The following is a 14,701-nucleotide window of genomic DNA, read 5'->3' as shown; positions in this document are numbered from 1 at the left end:
TATAAAAAGGGCGAACCGCAGTTCGACCTTTTTGTTATTTACGGCGCCAGCTTGACCCCTGCGGGCCATCTTCCACGATAACGCCCAGCTCGTTCAGCTTGTCACGTGCGATGTCCGCTTGCGCCCAGTCTTTCGCGGCACGCGCATCGGCGCGGGTTTTCACCCAGTGTTCAATCTCCGCCACTTCATCGGCATTCACCTGTGCGCCACTCTGCAGGAACTGCTCCGGATCCTGCTGCAGAATGCCCAGCACATCGGCCAGCTGACGCAGTTTCGCGGCCAGCGCATCGGCGGCGGCTTTATCTTCACCCTTCAGGCGATTGACTTCACGCGCCATATCGAAGAGCACCGAGTAAGCTTCCGGCGTGTTGAAATCATCGTCCATGGCGGTACGGAAGCGGGCTTCAAACGCCTCACCGCCGGCCGGCGTCGCGCTGGCATCGGTATGGCGCAGCGCGGTGTAAAGGCGCTCCAGCGCCGCGCGTGCCTGATTCAGGTTATCTTCGCCATAGTTAAGCTGGCTGCGATAGTGGCCGGACATCAGGAAGTAGCGCACGGTTTCCGCATCGTAGTGCTGCAGCACATCGCGCACGGTAAAGAAGTTGCCGAGCGATTTCGACATCTTTTCCCGGTCAACCATCACCATGCCGGAGTGCATCCAGTAGTTCACGTACGGGCCATCGTGTGCGCAGGTCGACTGCGCCACTTCGTTTTCATGGTGCGGGAACATCAGGTCTGAACCGCCGCCGTGGATGTCGAAATGGGTGCCAAGCTGTTTGCAGTTCATCGCCGAGCACTCAATATGCCAGCCCGGGCGGCCGTTGCCCCACGGTGAGTTCCACGCCGGCTCATCGGCCTTGGACATTTTCCACAGCACAAAGTCCATCGGGTTGCGCTTCACTTCCGCCACTTCCACGCGCGCGCCGGCCTGCAGCTGTTCGAGATCCTGACGCGACAGCGCGCCGTAATCTTTATCGCTCAGCACATCAAACATCACGTCGCCGTTATCCGCCACGTAGGCATGGCCGCGATCGATCAGCTTGCCGACCAGTTCGATGATCTCCGCGATGTGGCGCGTGGCGCGCGGCTCGAGATCCGGCGGCAAAATACCCAGCGCGGCAAAATCTTTGTGCATTTCGGCGATCATCCGGTTGGTCAGCGTTTCGATGCTTTCCCCGTTTTCGTTGGCACGTTTAATGATCTTGTCATCGATGTCAGTGATATTACGCACGTATTTCAGCTTATAGCCCACGTAACGCAGGTAACGCGCGACCACGTCGAATGCCACAAAGGTACGCCCATGGCCGATATGACAGAGGTCGTAAACCGTGATTCCACACACGTACATACCGATTTCACCGGCATGAATGGGTTTAAATTCCTCTTTCTGGCGACTCAGGGTGTTATAGATCTTTAGCATTGAACGATTCCGTTGTTTACGTGTGCGGGATACGCCTTCTTGATGTAGCCGGTTATTGTGCCGTATTTTTCCGACTTGTGCATCGCTCGCTTCGCAACTGCCGTTGCCTTACTGACGCGTTATTGGAAATTGTGATATAAGAGGCGTCTACAAAAATGCCCCGCCGCCTTGCCGGTGCGGCAGTTGATACTGACGACAACCTCCACAGGACGAATATAATGGTCACTTTCCAGACGAACCATGGCGATATCGTAATCAAAACCTTCGATGACAAAGCGCCGGCTACCGTACAGAACTTCCTGGACTACTGCCGTGAAGGTTTCTACGACAACACCATTTTTCACCGCGTGATCAACGGTTTCATGATTCAGGGCGGCGGTTTCGAGCCGGGCATGAAGCAGAAAGCCACCAAAGCAGACATCCGCAACGAAGCCAACAACGGCCTGAAAAACACCAAAGGCACGCTGGCGATGGCGCGTACCCAGGCACCTCACTCGGCCACCGCACAGTTCTTCATCAACGTTGCCGATAACGACTTCCTGAACTTCCGTGACGAAAGCCTGCAGGGCTGGGGTTACTGCGTGTTTGCTGAAGTGGTTGAAGGCATGGACGTGGTCGAAAAAATCAAAGCAGTGAAAACCGGCCGCAGCGGCATGCACCAGGACGTGCCGGTTGATGACGTGATCATCCAGAAAGTGACCGTCAGCGAGTAATGTCGCGCACGCTGTTTATCGCAGATTTACATCTGTGTCAGGAAGAACCGGCAATCACTGCCGGTTTTCTGCATTTTTTGCAGGGGGAAGCGCAGCAGTGTGATGCGCTTTACGTCCTTGGCGATCTGTTTGAAGCCTGGATTGGCGATGACGATCCTAATCCGCTGCATCAGCAGATCGCCGACGCCCTGCGTGCCCTGCCAGTACCCAAATTCTTCATTCACGGCAATCGCGACTTCCTGTTAGGTCAACAGTTCGCCCGCGCCAGCGGCATGACGCTGCTGCCCGAAGAGCAGGTGCTGGAGCGCTATGGTCAGCGCGTGCTGATGATGCACGGCGACACGCTGTGTACTGACGATCACGGTTATCAGCGTTTTCGCGCCAAAGTCCATCAGCGCTGGCTGCAGCGGCTTTTTCTCGCGCTGCCGTTGCGTCTGCGTATGCGCATTGCCGCGCGGATGCGGGCCGACAGCCAGCAGGCCAACCAGCACAAGTCACTGAGCATCATGGACGTCAACCCGCAGGCGGTAGCCGCGGCGATGACGCGCCAGCAGGTGCCGATCCTGATTCACGGCCACACCCATCGTCCGGCGATTCATCAGTTCGAGCTCGCCGGCACGCCAGCGCAACGCGCGGTGCTGGGCGCGTGGCATGAGCGCGGATCAATGATTCAGCTGGACGCACAGGGCGTGCAGTTAATCGAATTTCCTTTCTGATTGTTTGCGGCGGAAATGCCGGTTTTCCGCCTACGCAACCGTTTTCCTTGCCGCTGTCTCGTGCTATTCTCTGTGCCCTTCTTTACCTGCCCGCCCGGCCAGGTTCGTTTGATTATTCACAGGAGTTGACCGCATGTCATCCAACGCCGCCCCGGCCCGTATCGCCATCGTCATGGGTTCCAAAAGTGACTGGGCTACCATGCAGTTCGCCGAGGAAATCCTTAACAGCCTGGATGTCCCGTTCCACGTTGAAGTGGTCTCTGCGCACCGAACGCCAGATAAGCTGTTCAGCTTCGCAGAGCGCGCAGCCGACAACGGTTTTCAGGTGATCATCGCCGGTGCCGGCGGTGCGGCGCACCTGCCAGGTATGCTGGCGGCGAAAACCCTGCTGCCGGTGCTGGGCGTACCGGTACAGAGCGCAGCGCTGAGCGGCGTGGACAGCCTCTACTCCATCGTACAGATGCCGCGCGGCATTCCGGTCGGTACGCTGGCCATCGGTAAAGCCGGTGCCGCCAACGCCGCACTGCTGGCGGCGCAGATCCTGGCGATTCACGATCGCGAGCTGGCTGCACGCCTGGCCGCCTGGCGTCAGAGCCAGACCGATGAAGTGCTGAATAATCCGGATCCGCGGGAGGACGCATGAAGCCAGTTTGCGTACTCGGCAACGGTCAGCTGGGCCGCATGCTGCGCCAGGCCGGCGAGCCGCTGGGCATCGCCGTGTATCCGGTCGGGCTGGACGCGGAGCCGTCGGCACTGCCGATCGCGCAAAGCGTAATCACCGCGGAAATCGAGCGCTGGCCGGAAACCGCGCTGACGCGCGTGCTGGCTAACCATCCGGCGTTCGTCAACCGCGATATTTTTCCGCGCCTCGCCGATCGCCTGACGCAAAAGCAGCTGCTCGACCAGCTCAACCTGGCAACCGCGCCGTGGCAGTTACTGGCTGATAAAAGCGAGTGGCCGGCGGTATTTAGCACGCTGGGCGAGCTGGCGATCGTCAAGCGCCGCACCGGCGGCTACGACGGCCGCGGCCAGTGGCGCCTGCGCGCCGACGAAACCGCAACGCTGCCGGATGAGTGCTACGGCGAGTGCATCGTTGAGCAGGGTATTAACTTCAGCGGTGAAGTCTCGCTGGTGGGCGCGCGCGGGCACGATGGCCGCACGGTGTTTTATCCGCTGACGCACAACCTGCATCAGGACGGCATTCTGCGTACCAGCGTTGCCTTCCCGCAGGCTGATGCCGCACAACAGCAGCAGGCAGAAGCGATGCTGAGCGCGATCATGCATGAGCTGAAGTATGTGGGCGTGATGGCGATGGAGTGTTTCGTCACACCGCAGGGCTTGCTGATCAATGAGCTGGCACCGCGCGTGCACAACAGCGGCCACTGGACGCAGAATGGCGCCTCAATCAGCCAGTTTGAACTGCACCTGCGTGCGGTGCTCGGTCTGCCGCTGCCGCAGCCGGTGATGTTTGCGCCGTCGGTGATGGTCAACCTGATTGGCACCGACCTCAATACCGACTGGCTGCAGCAGCCGCTGGTGCATCTGCACTGGTACGACAAAGAAGTCCGCGCCGGACGTAAGGTCGGCCACCTGAATCTGACCGACAGCGATCCGGCACGCCTCACCGCCGCACTCAATGCGCTGGTACCGCTGCTGCCTGATGCCTATGCGAGCGGCATAGCGTGGGCCGTGGCGAAGCTGTAGTTCCGCGGTGTTCCCCTCACCCTTGCCCTCTCCCACAGGGAGAGGGGATTATACGGTGCGATCTTTAAGTTTGACGCTCACCTGAACGTTCTGAAGTGCAAAATCACGCATACGGGCTCGATCGGCCCCCTCTCCCGTGGGAGAGGGAATCATGCAGTGCGATTTTTCCGTTTGACACTCACCTTAATGTCCTGAAGTGCAGAATCACTCATACGGGCTCGATCGGCTCCCTCTCCCGTGGGAGAGGGCCGGGGTGAGGGCATCAGGCAGCATCAAACCGCCTGAACAGCGCTTTCCCCTTCAGTAAGCGGACACCCAGCCAGCCGCCGCACAGCGACAGCAATGCCGCGCCACACAGCGGCAGCGCCAGCCACAGCGTCCAGTCCGGCTGCCACGGGAAATCAAAAATCTTGCGCTGTAATCCCCACAGTGCCGCTTCCGCCCCCAGCGCCGCCGCGATTCCCGCGACCACGCCAAGCAGCGCAAACTCACACCACAGCGTGCCACGTAACAGGCGCTGACTGGCGCCCAGCGTGCGATACACCACCAGCTCCTGCCGGCGCTGGCGCATGCCGACCTGGATCTGCGCCAGCAGCAGCAACACACCACAAACCGTCACCAGGATCACCATGATCTCCAGCGCCTGGCTCACCTGCGCCAGCACCTGTCCAATCTGCTTCAGCATGCTGCCAACATCCAGCAGGCTCAGCGTCGGGAACGCGCGGTTGAGCTGCGCCAGCAGCGCGGGATCGTTCGCCATACGGAAGCTGGTCAGCCAGGTTTGTGGCTGCTGATCGAGCGCGCCCGGTGGGAAGATAAAGAAGAAGTTTGGCCGCAGGCTCTCCCAGTCGACCTTGCGCAGACTGGTGATCGTCGCACTGAACTGCTGCGTATCGCCGCTAAATGTCAGCCTGTCGCCCAACTTTACACCCAGACGGTCGGCCAGCTCGACCTCCATCGAGACTTCACCGGCTTTCGGTGGCCAGCTGCCGGCCACCAGCGGATTGTGATCCGGACGCTCCGCCTGCCACGTCAGATTAAGCTCGCGATTCAGCGCGTTATCCATGTTGGGATCGGCCGGCTTGCCGTTCAGTTCCGTGAGTCGCGCCCTTACGATCGGATAGAAGGTTCCGGCGTTAACCTGATGCTGCCGCAGGAACTCGTCTACCTGCGGCACCTGCTGCTGGGTCAGATTGAGCAGAAAATAGTTAGGCGCATCCGCCGGTAATTGCTGCTGCCAGCGATCGAGCAGATCGCCGCGCATCACCAGCAATAATGCCAGCAGCATAAAGGAGAGCGAAAACGCCGCCAGCTGGCTGAGCGTCATGGCTGGCTGACGCAGCAGACGGTTGATCGCCAGGCGCAGCGCCAGATTACGCACCACCAGTCTGCGCAGCAGCAGAAGCGTGCCCCAGCCGAGCAGCGCCAGCAGCAGTGCCAGCATCACCACGCCAGCCAGCAGCGCCCACAGCATTTTGCTGCCGCCCATCAGCAGCGCAAGGAGCGCTACCACCACCAGCGACATCACCGGCAGATAAATACGCAGCGGCCACAGCGAGGCTACCGCATCACGACGCAGCACGCGCAGCGGCTGTGTGGCCATCAGCAGACGGTATGGACGCAACCCGACCAGCAGCGAGATCACCACCAGCGCACCAATCGCCCACAGCCACGGCCAGACGCTGGCAGCCGGTAAAGCGGCGGGCAGCACCGGTTTGAGCATTATCAGCAGCGCGACTTCAATGCCCTGCCCCAGCGCACTGCCGGCGATGGCCGCCAGCAGCAGCACGGCCAGCCACTGACCGATAATCAGCCGCTGCAGCGATTTACGCGTGGCACCCAGCGTTTTCAGCACCGCCACCAGATCGTAACGGCTGCGGCAGTAATGACTCATGGCGACGGCCACTGCGGCAATCGCCAGCAGCAGGGTTAACAGCGCCGAGAGCAGCAGGAACTGCTGCGCACGCTGCATTGAGCGGCCCAGCGCATCCTCGGAATTCTCCACGCTGATCCAGCGCTCGCCGGCCTGCAACTGCGGCTGAATCCAGCGATCATAGCGCGCCAGCGGTGCCGCCTCGCCGGAAAACTTATAGCGCCAGCTCAGCCGGCTACCGGGCTGGATCGCGCCGGTTTTCTCCACGTCAGCAAGGTTCATCAGCAAACGCGGTGCCGTCTGAAACGGATTGAATCCGCCGTCCGGCTCCTGAATCACTTCGCCGGCAATGCGCAGCGTGGTATCGCCCACGTCAATGCGGTCACCGACCTTCAGGTTAAGCAGCGCCAGCAGACGCGGCGCGGCCAGCACCGTTCCGGCCACCGGACGCAAACCGGGCGGATCCGTCTGCAGGGTGCCGAACATCGGGTACGCATCATCGACCGCTTTGACATCGGCCAGCTGCGGCGTCTCCTGCGCAAAGGTCATGGTCATAAAGCTGAGCTGCCGGCTGACCGCCAGCCCCTCTTCGCGCGCTTTGTCCAGCCACGCATCCGGTGCCGGTTTACTGCTGCGCAGCGTGCGGTCGCCGGCCATAAAGTCACGGCTCTGCTGGCTCAGCCCTTTCTCCATGCGATCGCTGATGGAGCCCAGCGCCAGCACGCAGGCCACCGCCAGCGTCAGCGCCAGCCAGACAATCAGCAGCGAGGGCGAACGCCACTCGCGCCAGAACCAGCGCCAGATCATGCTTCCTCCCACAGCTTGCCGTCGCGCAGCCGCAGGCGACGATCGCAGCGTGCCGCCAGCTGCTCATCGTGCGTCACCAGAATCAGCGTGGTGGCGAAATCGCGGTTGAGCGAAAACAGCAGATCGGCGATGCGATCGCCGGTTTTGCGATCGAGGTTACCGGTCGGCTCATCGGCAAACAGCAGGCCGGGACGGCCGCTGAAGGCGCGCGCCAGCGCCACGCGCTGCTGTTCGCCGCCGGAGAGCTGGGCCGGCAGATGGTGCAGACGATCTTTTAGTCCGAGCTGCGTCAGTAATTCAGTGGCCTGCGCGCGACTGTCGCGATCGCTGTCTCCGCGCAGCAGTGCCGGAAGCTGCACGTTCTCCAGCGCGTTGAGCGTGGGCACCAGCATAAATGACTGAAACACAAAGCCGACCTCACGCGCGCGCAGCGCGGCGCGCTGCTCTTCGTTCATCTGGTGCAGCGGCTGGCCCAGCAGATGCACTTCGCCGCTGCTGCCATCATCCAGTCCGGCGAGAATCCCCAGCAGGGTGGATTTCCCGGATCCCGACTCGCCGATCAGCGCCAGCGTCTCGGCTGGTTTGACAACCAGCTCAACTCCGGTAAGGATGGTCAGCTGATGCTCTCCCTGACCGACGGACTTAGTAAGATGATGAACTGCAACAATGTTTTCCGCTGGCATTATTCCTTCCTGTTGTTATTGCTGCTGCTGGTGTCGCGCATCGCCGCCGCCGATACCCTGCTGATTCTCGGCGATAGCCTGAGTGCCGGCTATCGCATGTCCGCCACCGCCGCCTGGCCGAGCCTGCTCGACAAAACCTGGCAACAGCAGCCCAAAGTGGTTAACGCCAGCATCAGCGGTGATACCGCCGGTCAGGGGCTGGCGCGGTTGCCGGGCCTATTAAAACAGCATCAGCCGCAGTGGGTGTTAATCGAATTGGGCGGTAACGATGGGCTGCGCGGCTTCCCGCCGCAAAACATCGCGCAGGATCTGAGTAAAATTATCGATCAGGTCAAAGCCGCTAACGCCCAGCCGCTGCTGATGCAAATTCGTCTGCCGGCTAATTATGGCCGACGCTACACCGACGCGTTCAGCGCGCTCTATCCGCGCCTCGCGCAGCAGTATCATATTCCGCTGGTACCGTTCTTTATGGAGCAGGTTTATCTGAAGCCGGAGTGGATGCAGCAGGACGGTATTCACCCCAATCCGGATGCGCAGCCGTTCATCGCCAACCTGATGGCTGAGCAACTGGCTCCGCTAGTTAAGCATGATTAACGCCGCGACGAGCCCAATGACAGGTAAAGATATGCAAAAGTCTGTATTAATAACCGGCTGCTCCAGCGGCATCGGTCTGGTGGCGGCCAACGATCTGCTGGCGCGCGGCTATCGCGTGCTGGCCGCCTGTCGCCGTGCTGACGATGTGGCGCGCATGGATGAGCTCGGCTTCACCGGCATCCTGCTGGATCTTGACGATCCGGCCAGCGTGGATGCCGCCGCCGATCGCGTGCTGGCCCTCACCGACCACTGCCTGCACGGGCTGTTCAATAACGGCGGCTTCGGCCAGTACGGTCCGCTGACCAGCGTGTCGCGTCAGCAGCTGGAGCAGCAATTCTCCACCAACTTTTTCGGCACCCACCAGCTGACGCTGCGCCTGTTGCCGGCGCTGCAAAATAGCGGCGACGGGCGGATTATCAACACCAGCTCGGTGCTCGGCCTGATTTCCACGCCGGGCCGCGGCGCTTATGCCGCCAGTAAATGGGCGCTGGAGGCGTGGAGCGATGCGCTGCGCATGGAAGTGCGCCACAGCGGCGTGCGCGTCAGCCTGATTGAGCCGGGCCCGATTACCACCCGGTTTACCGAAAACGTGCAGCAGGGCGAACGCGACAAGCCCGTGCGCAACCCCGGCATCGCCGCACGCTTTAGCCTGCCGCCGGAGGCGATTCTGCCGAAACTGCGGCATGCGCTGGAGAGTAAACATCCGCGCCTGCGCTATCCGGTGACGCTGGTTGCCTGGGCGATGAGTCTGCTAAAGCGACTGCTGCCGGGCTGGATGCTGGATCGCATTTTACGCAGTAACTAAACTGCAAGCCGGAATTGAACTTGAAGCCGGGGCGTTTGCCCCCATATCCTCAACACACTTTCTGCCAAGAGACGTATTCATGTCACACGCTTTGATTATCGACATCAACGAATCCAACCTGCAGCAGACGCTGGAGCAATCGATGCAGCTGCCGGTACTGTTCTACTTCTGGTCGGAGCGCAGCCAGCACTGCCAGCAACTGACGCCGGTGCTGGAACGTCTGGCACAGGAGTACGCCGGCCAGTTTATTCTGGCGAAGCTGGATTGCGATAAAGAGCAGCTGGTGGCATCGCAGTTTGGTCTGCGCTCTCTGCCGACCGTCTACCTGTTCCAGAACGGCCAGCCGGTCGATGGCTTCCAGGGCCCGCAGCCGGAAGAGGCAATTCGCGCGCTGCTGGAGAAAGTCCTGCCGCGTGAAGAGGAGTTAAAGGCGCAGCAGGCAATGCAGCTGATGCAGGAAGGCAAGCCGCTGGATGCGCTACCGCTGCTGAAAGACGCCTGGCAGCTGAGCAATCAGAATAGTGAAATTGGTTTTCTGCTGGCAGAAGTCCTGATCACCCTGAACCGCAGCGAAGAAGCCGAAGCGGTGCTGGCTGTGGTGCCGTTGCAGGATCAGGATACGCGCTATCAGAGCCTGATTTCGCAAATCGACCTGCTGAAACAGGCCGCCGACACGCCGGAGATCCAGCAGCTGCAGGAGCAGATGGCAAGCGAACCGGACAACGCCGGTCTGGCTGCTAAACTTGCGTTACAGCTGCATCAGGTGGGCCGCAATGAAGAAGCGCTGGAGCTGTTGTTAGGTTTTCTGAAGCGCGATCTCAGCGCCGGTGACGGCGAAGTGCGCAAAATGTTCCAGGAGATTCTGGCGGCCCTCGGCACCGGCGATGCCCTCGCCTCGCGCTATCGTCGCCAGCTCTATTCGCTGCTGTACTGACCGGTACCGCGCGGTAAACGGGCCGAAGCGACTCGGCCCGACAATCTGACAGCCAGGAGGTTATATGTTAACAGTGATTCCCGTCATCATCGTGCTCGCGCTGGTTACCGTGTGGGCCGGTGTCAAAATTGTGCCACAGGGCTACCAGTGGACGGTGGAGCGCTTTGGCCGCTACACCAAAACGTTGCCGCCCGGTCTGAATTTAGTCGTGCCGTTCATGGATCGTATTGGTCGCCGGATCAATATGATGGAGCAGGTCCTCGATATTCCGTCGCAGGAGATCATCTCCAAAGATAACGCCAACGTCACCATCGACGCAGTGTGCTTTATTCAGGTGGTGGATTCGGCGCGCGCCGCTTATGAAGTCAGCAATCTTGAGCTGGCCATCATCAACCTCACCATGACCAATATCCGCACCGTGCTCGGCGGCATGGAGCTGGATGAGATGCTGTCGCAGCGCGATAACATTAATACCCGCCTGCTGCACATTGTTGATGAAGCGACCAATCCGTGGGGGGTAAAAATCACCCGTATTGAAATCCGCGACGTGCGCCCGCCGCAGGAACTGATAGCGGCCATGAACGCGCAGATGAAGGCTGAGCGTACCAAACGCGCCGATATCCTCGCCGCCGAAGGCGTACGCCAGGCGGCCATCCTGCGCGCCGAGGGCGATAAGCAGTCGCAAATCCTTAAAGCGGAAGGCGAACGTACCTCCGCTTTTTTGCAGGCGGAAGCGCGCGAGCGTCAGGCCGAAGCCGAGGCCAACGCCACGCGGATGGTGTCAGAAGCCATCTCTGCCGGGGATATCCAGGCGATTAATTACTTTGTGGCGCAGAAATACACCGATGCCCTGCAAAAAATTGGCGAAGCGAATAACAGCAAAGTGGTAATGATGCCGCTCGACGCCAGCAGCCTGCTCGGCTCGGTGGCCGGTATCAGCGAGCTGCTGAAAGAGAGTCGTCAGGAGCGCAAACCGTGATGCTGATGGAGCTGATTGCGCATCCGCACTGGTTCTGGCTCACGCTGGGCGGTTTACTGCTGGCAGCGGAGATGCTCGGCACCAGCGGTTACCTGCTGTGGAGCGGCGTGGCGGCGGTGCTGGTCGGGATCATTGAGTGGCTGTTTCCGTTCTCGTGGACCAGCCAGGGCATGCTGTTCGCCACTCTGACGCTGCTGTGCGTGTTTTTCTGGTATCGCTGGATGCGCTTTCGCGAAAGTGCGCAGCAGCCCAATACACTTAATCAGCGCGGCAGCCAGCTGATTGGCCAGCACCTGACGTTAGACAGTGCGCTAAAAGACGGCGTCGGTCATGTGCGCATTGGTGACAGCAGCTGGCGCGTGCAGGCGCAGGAAGATTTGCCAGCGGGCACGCCGGTGATCGTGACCGGCGTGTCAGGCATCACGCTGCTGATTCAGCCGCGTTTGCCGCCCTCCTGATGACCGCAGCCCGCCAGGTGATTGATGATAGGACATTCGGCACCGTCATCGCCCGGGCAGGCTGCAGCCAGTTCCAGCAGACGCGCGCGCATCGCGTGCAGCTCTTCAATATGCGCCGCGATCTCATCCGCCTTCTGCAGGGTGCGCGCTTTAACATCGGCACTGTGGCGCGCCGGGTTATTAAACAGTGCGACCAGTTCGCGGCACTCCTCGAGTGTGAAGCCCACCTGCCGCGCCTGGCGCAGAAAATTGAGTTCATCCAGATGGTGCGCGGCATAACTACGATAGCCGTTGTCACTGCGTAACGGCGGCGTAACCACCCCTTTCTGTTCGTAAAAACGAATCGCTTTGCTGGTCAGCCCGGTTTTTTTTGCTACATCGCTGATGTTCATCTCTGCCCCTTGACCTTCCCCTGAATGGAAGGTTTAGGCTTTATAACTAATGCAAACCTTGCAGCGAGTCAAACCTGATAAACGAGGAGTTGATGATGTCACACACACAATTACTGGCTCTGGACGGCTTGTCCTGTGGCCACTGTGTTAAACGCGTTAAAGAGGCGCTGGAACAGCGCAGCGATGTGGAACAGGCCGAGGTAACGCAGCAGGAAGCGCGCGTCACCGGCGCAGCCAGCGCCAGCGATCTGATTGCCACCGTTGAGCAGGCTGGTTATCACGCCACGCTGAAAAATGAGGCGTCCAGCCCAAAGCCTGATCCGTTGCCAGCTCAGGAGCCGCAGCCGGAGGCGCTGACAACGGAGTCGCAGCCGGCAGAAGAGAATCTTGCGGTGCACCATCTGCTGATAGGCGGGATGAGCTGCGCCAGCTGCGTCAGCCGCGTCGAGCAGGCGTTACAGAAAGTGCCCGGCGTGAGCCAGGCGCGCGTCAATCTGGGTGAGCGCAGCGCGCTGGTGCTGGGCGATGCCGTACCCTCAGCGCTGGTCAGCGCCGTAGACGAGGCGGGTTATTCTGCGGAAGTGATCGAAGATGAACAAACCCGGCGCGAGCGCCAGCAGGTCAGCGCACAGCAGGCGATGCGCCGCTTTAGCTGGCAGGCGGCGCTGGCGCTGATCGTCGGCGTGCCGATGATGGTCTGGGGCATGGTCGGTGATCACATGATGCTAAACGACAGCAATCAGACGCTCTGGCGCGTGCTCGGTGCCGTCACGCTGGCGGTGATGGTGCTTGCCGGCGGCCACTTCTATCGCAGCGCGTGGCGCAGCCTGCGTCATGCTACCGCCACCATGGACACGCTGGTCGCGCTCGGTACCGGTGCGGCCTGGATCTACTCGATGAGCGTCGCGCTGTGGCCGGCATTTTTCCCGCCGCAGGCGCGCCACCTTTATTTTGAAGCCAGCGTGATGATCATCGGCCTGATTAACCTCGGCCATGCGCTGGAACAGCGCGCGCGCCAGCGCGCCTCACAGGCGCTGGAGCGGCTGCTGGATTTAACCCCGGCGCAGGCCTGCGTGATCACCGCCGAAGGGGAAAAGCAACTGCCGCTGAGCGAAATCGCACCGGGCATGATGCTGAAGCTGGTGACCGGCGATCGCGTACCGGTGGACGGCGAAGTCAGCCGCGGCGAAGCCTGGCTTGACGAAGCAATGCTCACCGGCGAAGCGCTGCCGCAGTCGCGCCGTCCTGGCGATAAGATTTATGCCGGGACGCTGGTGCAGGACGGATCGCTACAGTTCACCGCCCGCGCCACCGGCAGCCATACCACGCTGGCCCGTATCATCAATCTGGTGCGTCAGGCGCAGAGCAGCAAGCCGGAAATGGGCCGGCTGGCCGATCGCATCTCGGCGGTATTTGTGCCGGTGGTGGTGGCGATTGCCCTGCTCAGCGGAGCGGTCTGGTATTTTATCGGGCCGCAGCCGCAGTTGGCCTATACGCTGGTGATTGTCACCACCGTGTTGATTATCGCCTGTCCTTGTGCGCTGGGCTTAGCCACGCCGATGTCGGTGATTGCGGGCGTCGGCCGCGCTGCCGAGCTGGGCGTGCTGGTGCGCGATGCCGATGCGCTGCAGCGGGCCAGTGAAGTCGACACCATTGTGTTTGATAAAACCGGCACCCTGACCCAGGGTACGCCGCAGGTCAGCGAGGTGCTGCTGTACAGCGACTGGGATCGTCAGCAGGTATTGCAGGCGGCCGCCCAGCTGGAGCTGGGATCGGGGCATCCGCTGGCGAAGGCCATCGTCGTCGCCGCACCGACCGTCAGTGATGCCCGCGTTGCGCAATTTCGTACAATACGTGGCAAAGGCGTGAGTGCTACTGTCGCTGACAGAACGCTGCTGCTGGGCAATGCGGCGCTGCTGGAAGAGCAGCACATCGACCTGCGCGCCGCACAGCAGGATATCGCGCGGCTCGCCGCGCAGGGCGCCACGCCGGTGCTGCTGGCGGATCAACAGCAGCTGCTGGGCCTGATCGCCCTGCGTGACCAGCTGCGTCCGGAGAGCCGTGCGGCGCTACAGCGGCTGCATCAGTTGGGCTATCGTCTGATCATGCTGACCGGTGACCATCAGACCACTGCCGAAGCCATCGCTGCCGAAGCGGGTATCGATGAGGTGATCGCCGGCGTGCTGCCGGACGGTAAAGCGCAGGCGATTGCGCAGCTGCAACAGCAGGGGTGCAGCGTGGTGATGGTGGGCGATGGCATCAACGACGCCCCGGCGCTGGCGCAGGCGGATGTGGGGATCGCCATGGGCGGCGGCAGCGATGTGGCGGTTGAAACCGCGGCGATGGCGCTGATGCGCAACGATCTGCACTGCGTGGCCGACGCGCTGGCGATGGCCAACGCCACGCTGCGCAATATGCGGCAGAATCTGCTGGGTGCCTTTGTCTATAACAGCCTGGGCATTCCGATTGCTGCCGGCGTACTCTATCCGTTTACCGGCGTGCTGCTCAGCCCCATCGTCGCCGGTGCCGCCATGGCGCTGTCGTCGATCACCGTGGTGAGCAATGCTAACCGTTTGCTGCGCTTTAAACCGGCGCAGCGGCAATAGCAACCTCTGCCCTGTCT

The 14,701-nt window shown here is 61.1% G+C and carries 14 protein-coding genes; 10 read left to right on the top strand and 4 right to left on the bottom strand.

Annotated features, from left to right (window positions below; all coding sequences use genetic code 11):
* Positions 1–34: 34 nt before the first annotated feature.
* A complete protein-coding gene (gene cysS, locus F3J41_RS01145; protein ID WP_021508630.1) occupies positions 35–1,420 on the bottom strand; it encodes a cysteine--tRNA ligase in 1,386 nt (461 codons plus the stop codon).
* A gap of 218 nt (positions 1,421–1,638) precedes the next feature.
* On the opposite strand from cysS, the gene ppiB reads away from it, so the two are divergent.
* The 4 genes from ppiB (at position 1,639) to purK (ending at position 4,553) form a co-directional block, all read left to right on the top strand.
* Positions 1,639–2,133 (top strand): peptidylprolyl isomerase B, encoded by a 495-nt coding sequence (gene ppiB / locus F3J41_RS01140; protein ID WP_021508631.1) that lies wholly within the window; start codon positions 1,639–1,641, stop codon positions 2,131–2,133.
* Positions 2,133–2,849: a UDP-2,3-diacylglucosamine diphosphatase gene (locus F3J41_RS01135; RefSeq protein WP_166709705.1), complete on the top strand. Its 717-nt coding sequence runs from the start codon at positions 2,133–2,135 to the stop codon at positions 2,847–2,849. The genes ppiB and F3J41_RS01135 overlap by 1 nt, the downstream gene beginning before the upstream one ends.
* Positions 2,850–2,982: 133 nt before the next feature.
* Positions 2,983–3,492 carry a 5-(carboxyamino)imidazole ribonucleotide mutase gene (purE, locus tag F3J41_RS01130; protein WP_058769411.1) on the top strand — a complete coding sequence of 170 codons (510 nt, stop codon included), beginning with the start codon at positions 2,983–2,985 and terminating at the stop codon, positions 3,490–3,492.
* Positions 3,489–4,553: a 5-(carboxyamino)imidazole ribonucleotide synthase gene (purK, locus tag F3J41_RS01125; protein ID WP_166709703.1), complete on the top strand. Its 1,065-nt coding sequence runs from the start codon at positions 3,489–3,491 to the stop codon at positions 4,551–4,553. Before purE ends, purK begins: the two co-directional genes overlap by 4 nt.
* Before the next feature lie 262 nt (positions 4,554–4,815).
* Here the strand turns inward: purK and ybbP are convergent, their stop codons facing one another.
* Positions 4,816–7,233: a putative ABC transporter permease subunit YbbP gene (gene ybbP, locus F3J41_RS01120; RefSeq protein ID WP_166709701.1), complete on the bottom strand. Its 2,418-nt coding sequence runs from the start codon at positions 7,231–7,233 to the stop codon at positions 4,816–4,818.
* On the bottom strand, positions 7,230–7,916 hold the full coding sequence (ybbA, locus tag F3J41_RS01115; protein WP_021508636.1) for a putative ABC transporter ATP-binding protein YbbA: 687 nt from the start codon (positions 7,914–7,916) through the stop codon (positions 7,230–7,232). Before ybbA ends, ybbP begins: the two co-directional genes overlap by 4 nt.
* On the opposite strand from ybbA, the gene tesA reads away from it, so the two are divergent.
* The 5 genes from tesA (at position 7,884) to F3J41_RS01090 (ending at position 11,686) form a co-directional block, all read left to right on the top strand.
* Positions 7,884–8,510: a multifunctional acyl-CoA thioesterase I/protease I/lysophospholipase L1 gene (gene tesA / locus F3J41_RS01110; RefSeq protein ID WP_021508637.1), complete on the top strand. Its 627-nt coding sequence runs from the start codon at positions 7,884–7,886 to the stop codon at positions 8,508–8,510. The two genes, ybbA and tesA, sit on opposite strands and share 33 nt — an antisense overlap.
* Before the next feature lie 31 nt (positions 8,511–8,541).
* Positions 8,542–9,315: an SDR family oxidoreductase gene (locus F3J41_RS01105; protein ID WP_021508638.1), complete on the top strand. Its 774-nt coding sequence runs from the start codon at positions 8,542–8,544 to the stop codon at positions 9,313–9,315.
* Positions 9,316–9,394: 79 nt separating this feature from the next.
* The gene (locus tag F3J41_RS01100; protein ID WP_021508639.1) at positions 9,395–10,249 is read left to right on the top strand and encodes a co-chaperone YbbN; all 855 of its coding nucleotides are present in this window, start codon (positions 9,395–9,397) and stop codon (positions 10,247–10,249) included.
* A gap of 64 nt (positions 10,250–10,313) precedes the next feature.
* The gene (locus F3J41_RS01095; protein ID WP_021508640.1) at positions 10,314–11,228 is read left to right on the top strand and encodes an SPFH domain-containing protein; all 915 of its coding nucleotides are present in this window, start codon (positions 10,314–10,316) and stop codon (positions 11,226–11,228) included.
* The gene (locus F3J41_RS01090; RefSeq protein ID WP_058769407.1) at positions 11,228–11,686 is read left to right on the top strand and encodes an NfeD family protein; all 459 of its coding nucleotides are present in this window, start codon (positions 11,228–11,230) and stop codon (positions 11,684–11,686) included. The genes F3J41_RS01095 and F3J41_RS01090 overlap by 1 nt, the downstream gene beginning before the upstream one ends.
* Here F3J41_RS01090 and cueR read toward each other — a convergent pair.
* On the bottom strand, positions 11,662–12,078 hold the full coding sequence (gene cueR, locus F3J41_RS01085) for a Cu(I)-responsive transcriptional regulator (protein WP_088516259.1): 417 nt from the start codon (positions 12,076–12,078) through the stop codon (positions 11,662–11,664). The two genes, F3J41_RS01090 and cueR, sit on opposite strands and share 25 nt — an antisense overlap.
* Positions 12,079–12,173: 95 nt before the next feature.
* Here cueR and copA point away from each other — a divergent pair, with 95 nt between their 5' ends.
* A complete protein-coding gene (copA, locus tag F3J41_RS01080; protein WP_166710236.1) occupies positions 12,174–14,684 on the top strand; it encodes a copper-exporting P-type ATPase CopA in 2,511 nt (836 codons plus the stop codon).
* Positions 14,685–14,701: the final 17 nt, after the last annotated feature.

Source organism: Pantoea sp. Ap-870, from assembly GCF_011752515.1.
Classification (GTDB): domain Bacteria; phylum Pseudomonadota; class Gammaproteobacteria; order Enterobacterales; family Enterobacteriaceae; genus Pantoea; species Pantoea dispersa.
Note: the sequence above shows the minus strand (reverse complement) of the source record. Positions and strands in the feature narration are given on the sequence as shown.

What these genes read in the sequence shown, in the direction of transcription:
- cysS (WP_021508630.1), bottom strand. Translation starts at nt 1,420, where the DNA reads ATGCTAAAGATCTATAACACCCTGAGTCGCCAGAAAGAGGAATTTAAA.
- ybbP (WP_166709701.1), bottom strand. Translation starts at nt 7,233, where the DNA reads ATGATCTGGCGCTGGTTCTGGCGCGAGTGGCGTTCGCCCTCGCTGCTG.
- F3J41_RS01090 (WP_058769407.1), top strand. Translation starts at nt 11,228, where the DNA reads ATGCTGATGGAGCTGATTGCGCATCCGCACTGGTTCTGGCTCACGCTG.
- tesA (WP_021508637.1), top strand. Translation starts at nt 7,884, where the DNA reads ATGATGAACTGCAACAATGTTTTCCGCTGGCATTATTCCTTCCTGTTG.
- F3J41_RS01135 (WP_166709705.1), top strand. Translation starts at nt 2,133, where the DNA reads ATGTCGCGCACGCTGTTTATCGCAGATTTACATCTGTGTCAGGAAGAA.
- ybbA (WP_021508636.1), bottom strand. Translation starts at nt 7,916, where the DNA reads ATGCCAGCGGAAAACATTGTTGCAGTTCATCATCTTACTAAGTCCGTC.
- F3J41_RS01095 (WP_021508640.1), top strand. Translation starts at nt 10,314, where the DNA reads ATGTTAACAGTGATTCCCGTCATCATCGTGCTCGCGCTGGTTACCGTG.
- F3J41_RS01105 (WP_021508638.1), top strand. Translation starts at nt 8,542, where the DNA reads ATGCAAAAGTCTGTATTAATAACCGGCTGCTCCAGCGGCATCGGTCTG.
- ppiB (WP_021508631.1), top strand. Translation starts at nt 1,639, where the DNA reads ATGGTCACTTTCCAGACGAACCATGGCGATATCGTAATCAAAACCTTC.
- cueR (WP_088516259.1), bottom strand. Translation starts at nt 12,078, where the DNA reads ATGAACATCAGCGATGTAGCAAAAAAAACCGGGCTGACCAGCAAAGCG.
- purK (WP_166709703.1), top strand. Translation starts at nt 3,489, where the DNA reads ATGAAGCCAGTTTGCGTACTCGGCAACGGTCAGCTGGGCCGCATGCTG.
- F3J41_RS01100 (WP_021508639.1), top strand. Translation starts at nt 9,395, where the DNA reads ATGTCACACGCTTTGATTATCGACATCAACGAATCCAACCTGCAGCAG.
- copA (WP_166710236.1), top strand. Translation starts at nt 12,174, where the DNA reads ATGTCACACACACAATTACTGGCTCTGGACGGCTTGTCCTGTGGCCAC.
- purE (WP_058769411.1), top strand. Translation starts at nt 2,983, where the DNA reads ATGTCATCCAACGCCGCCCCGGCCCGTATCGCCATCGTCATGGGTTCC.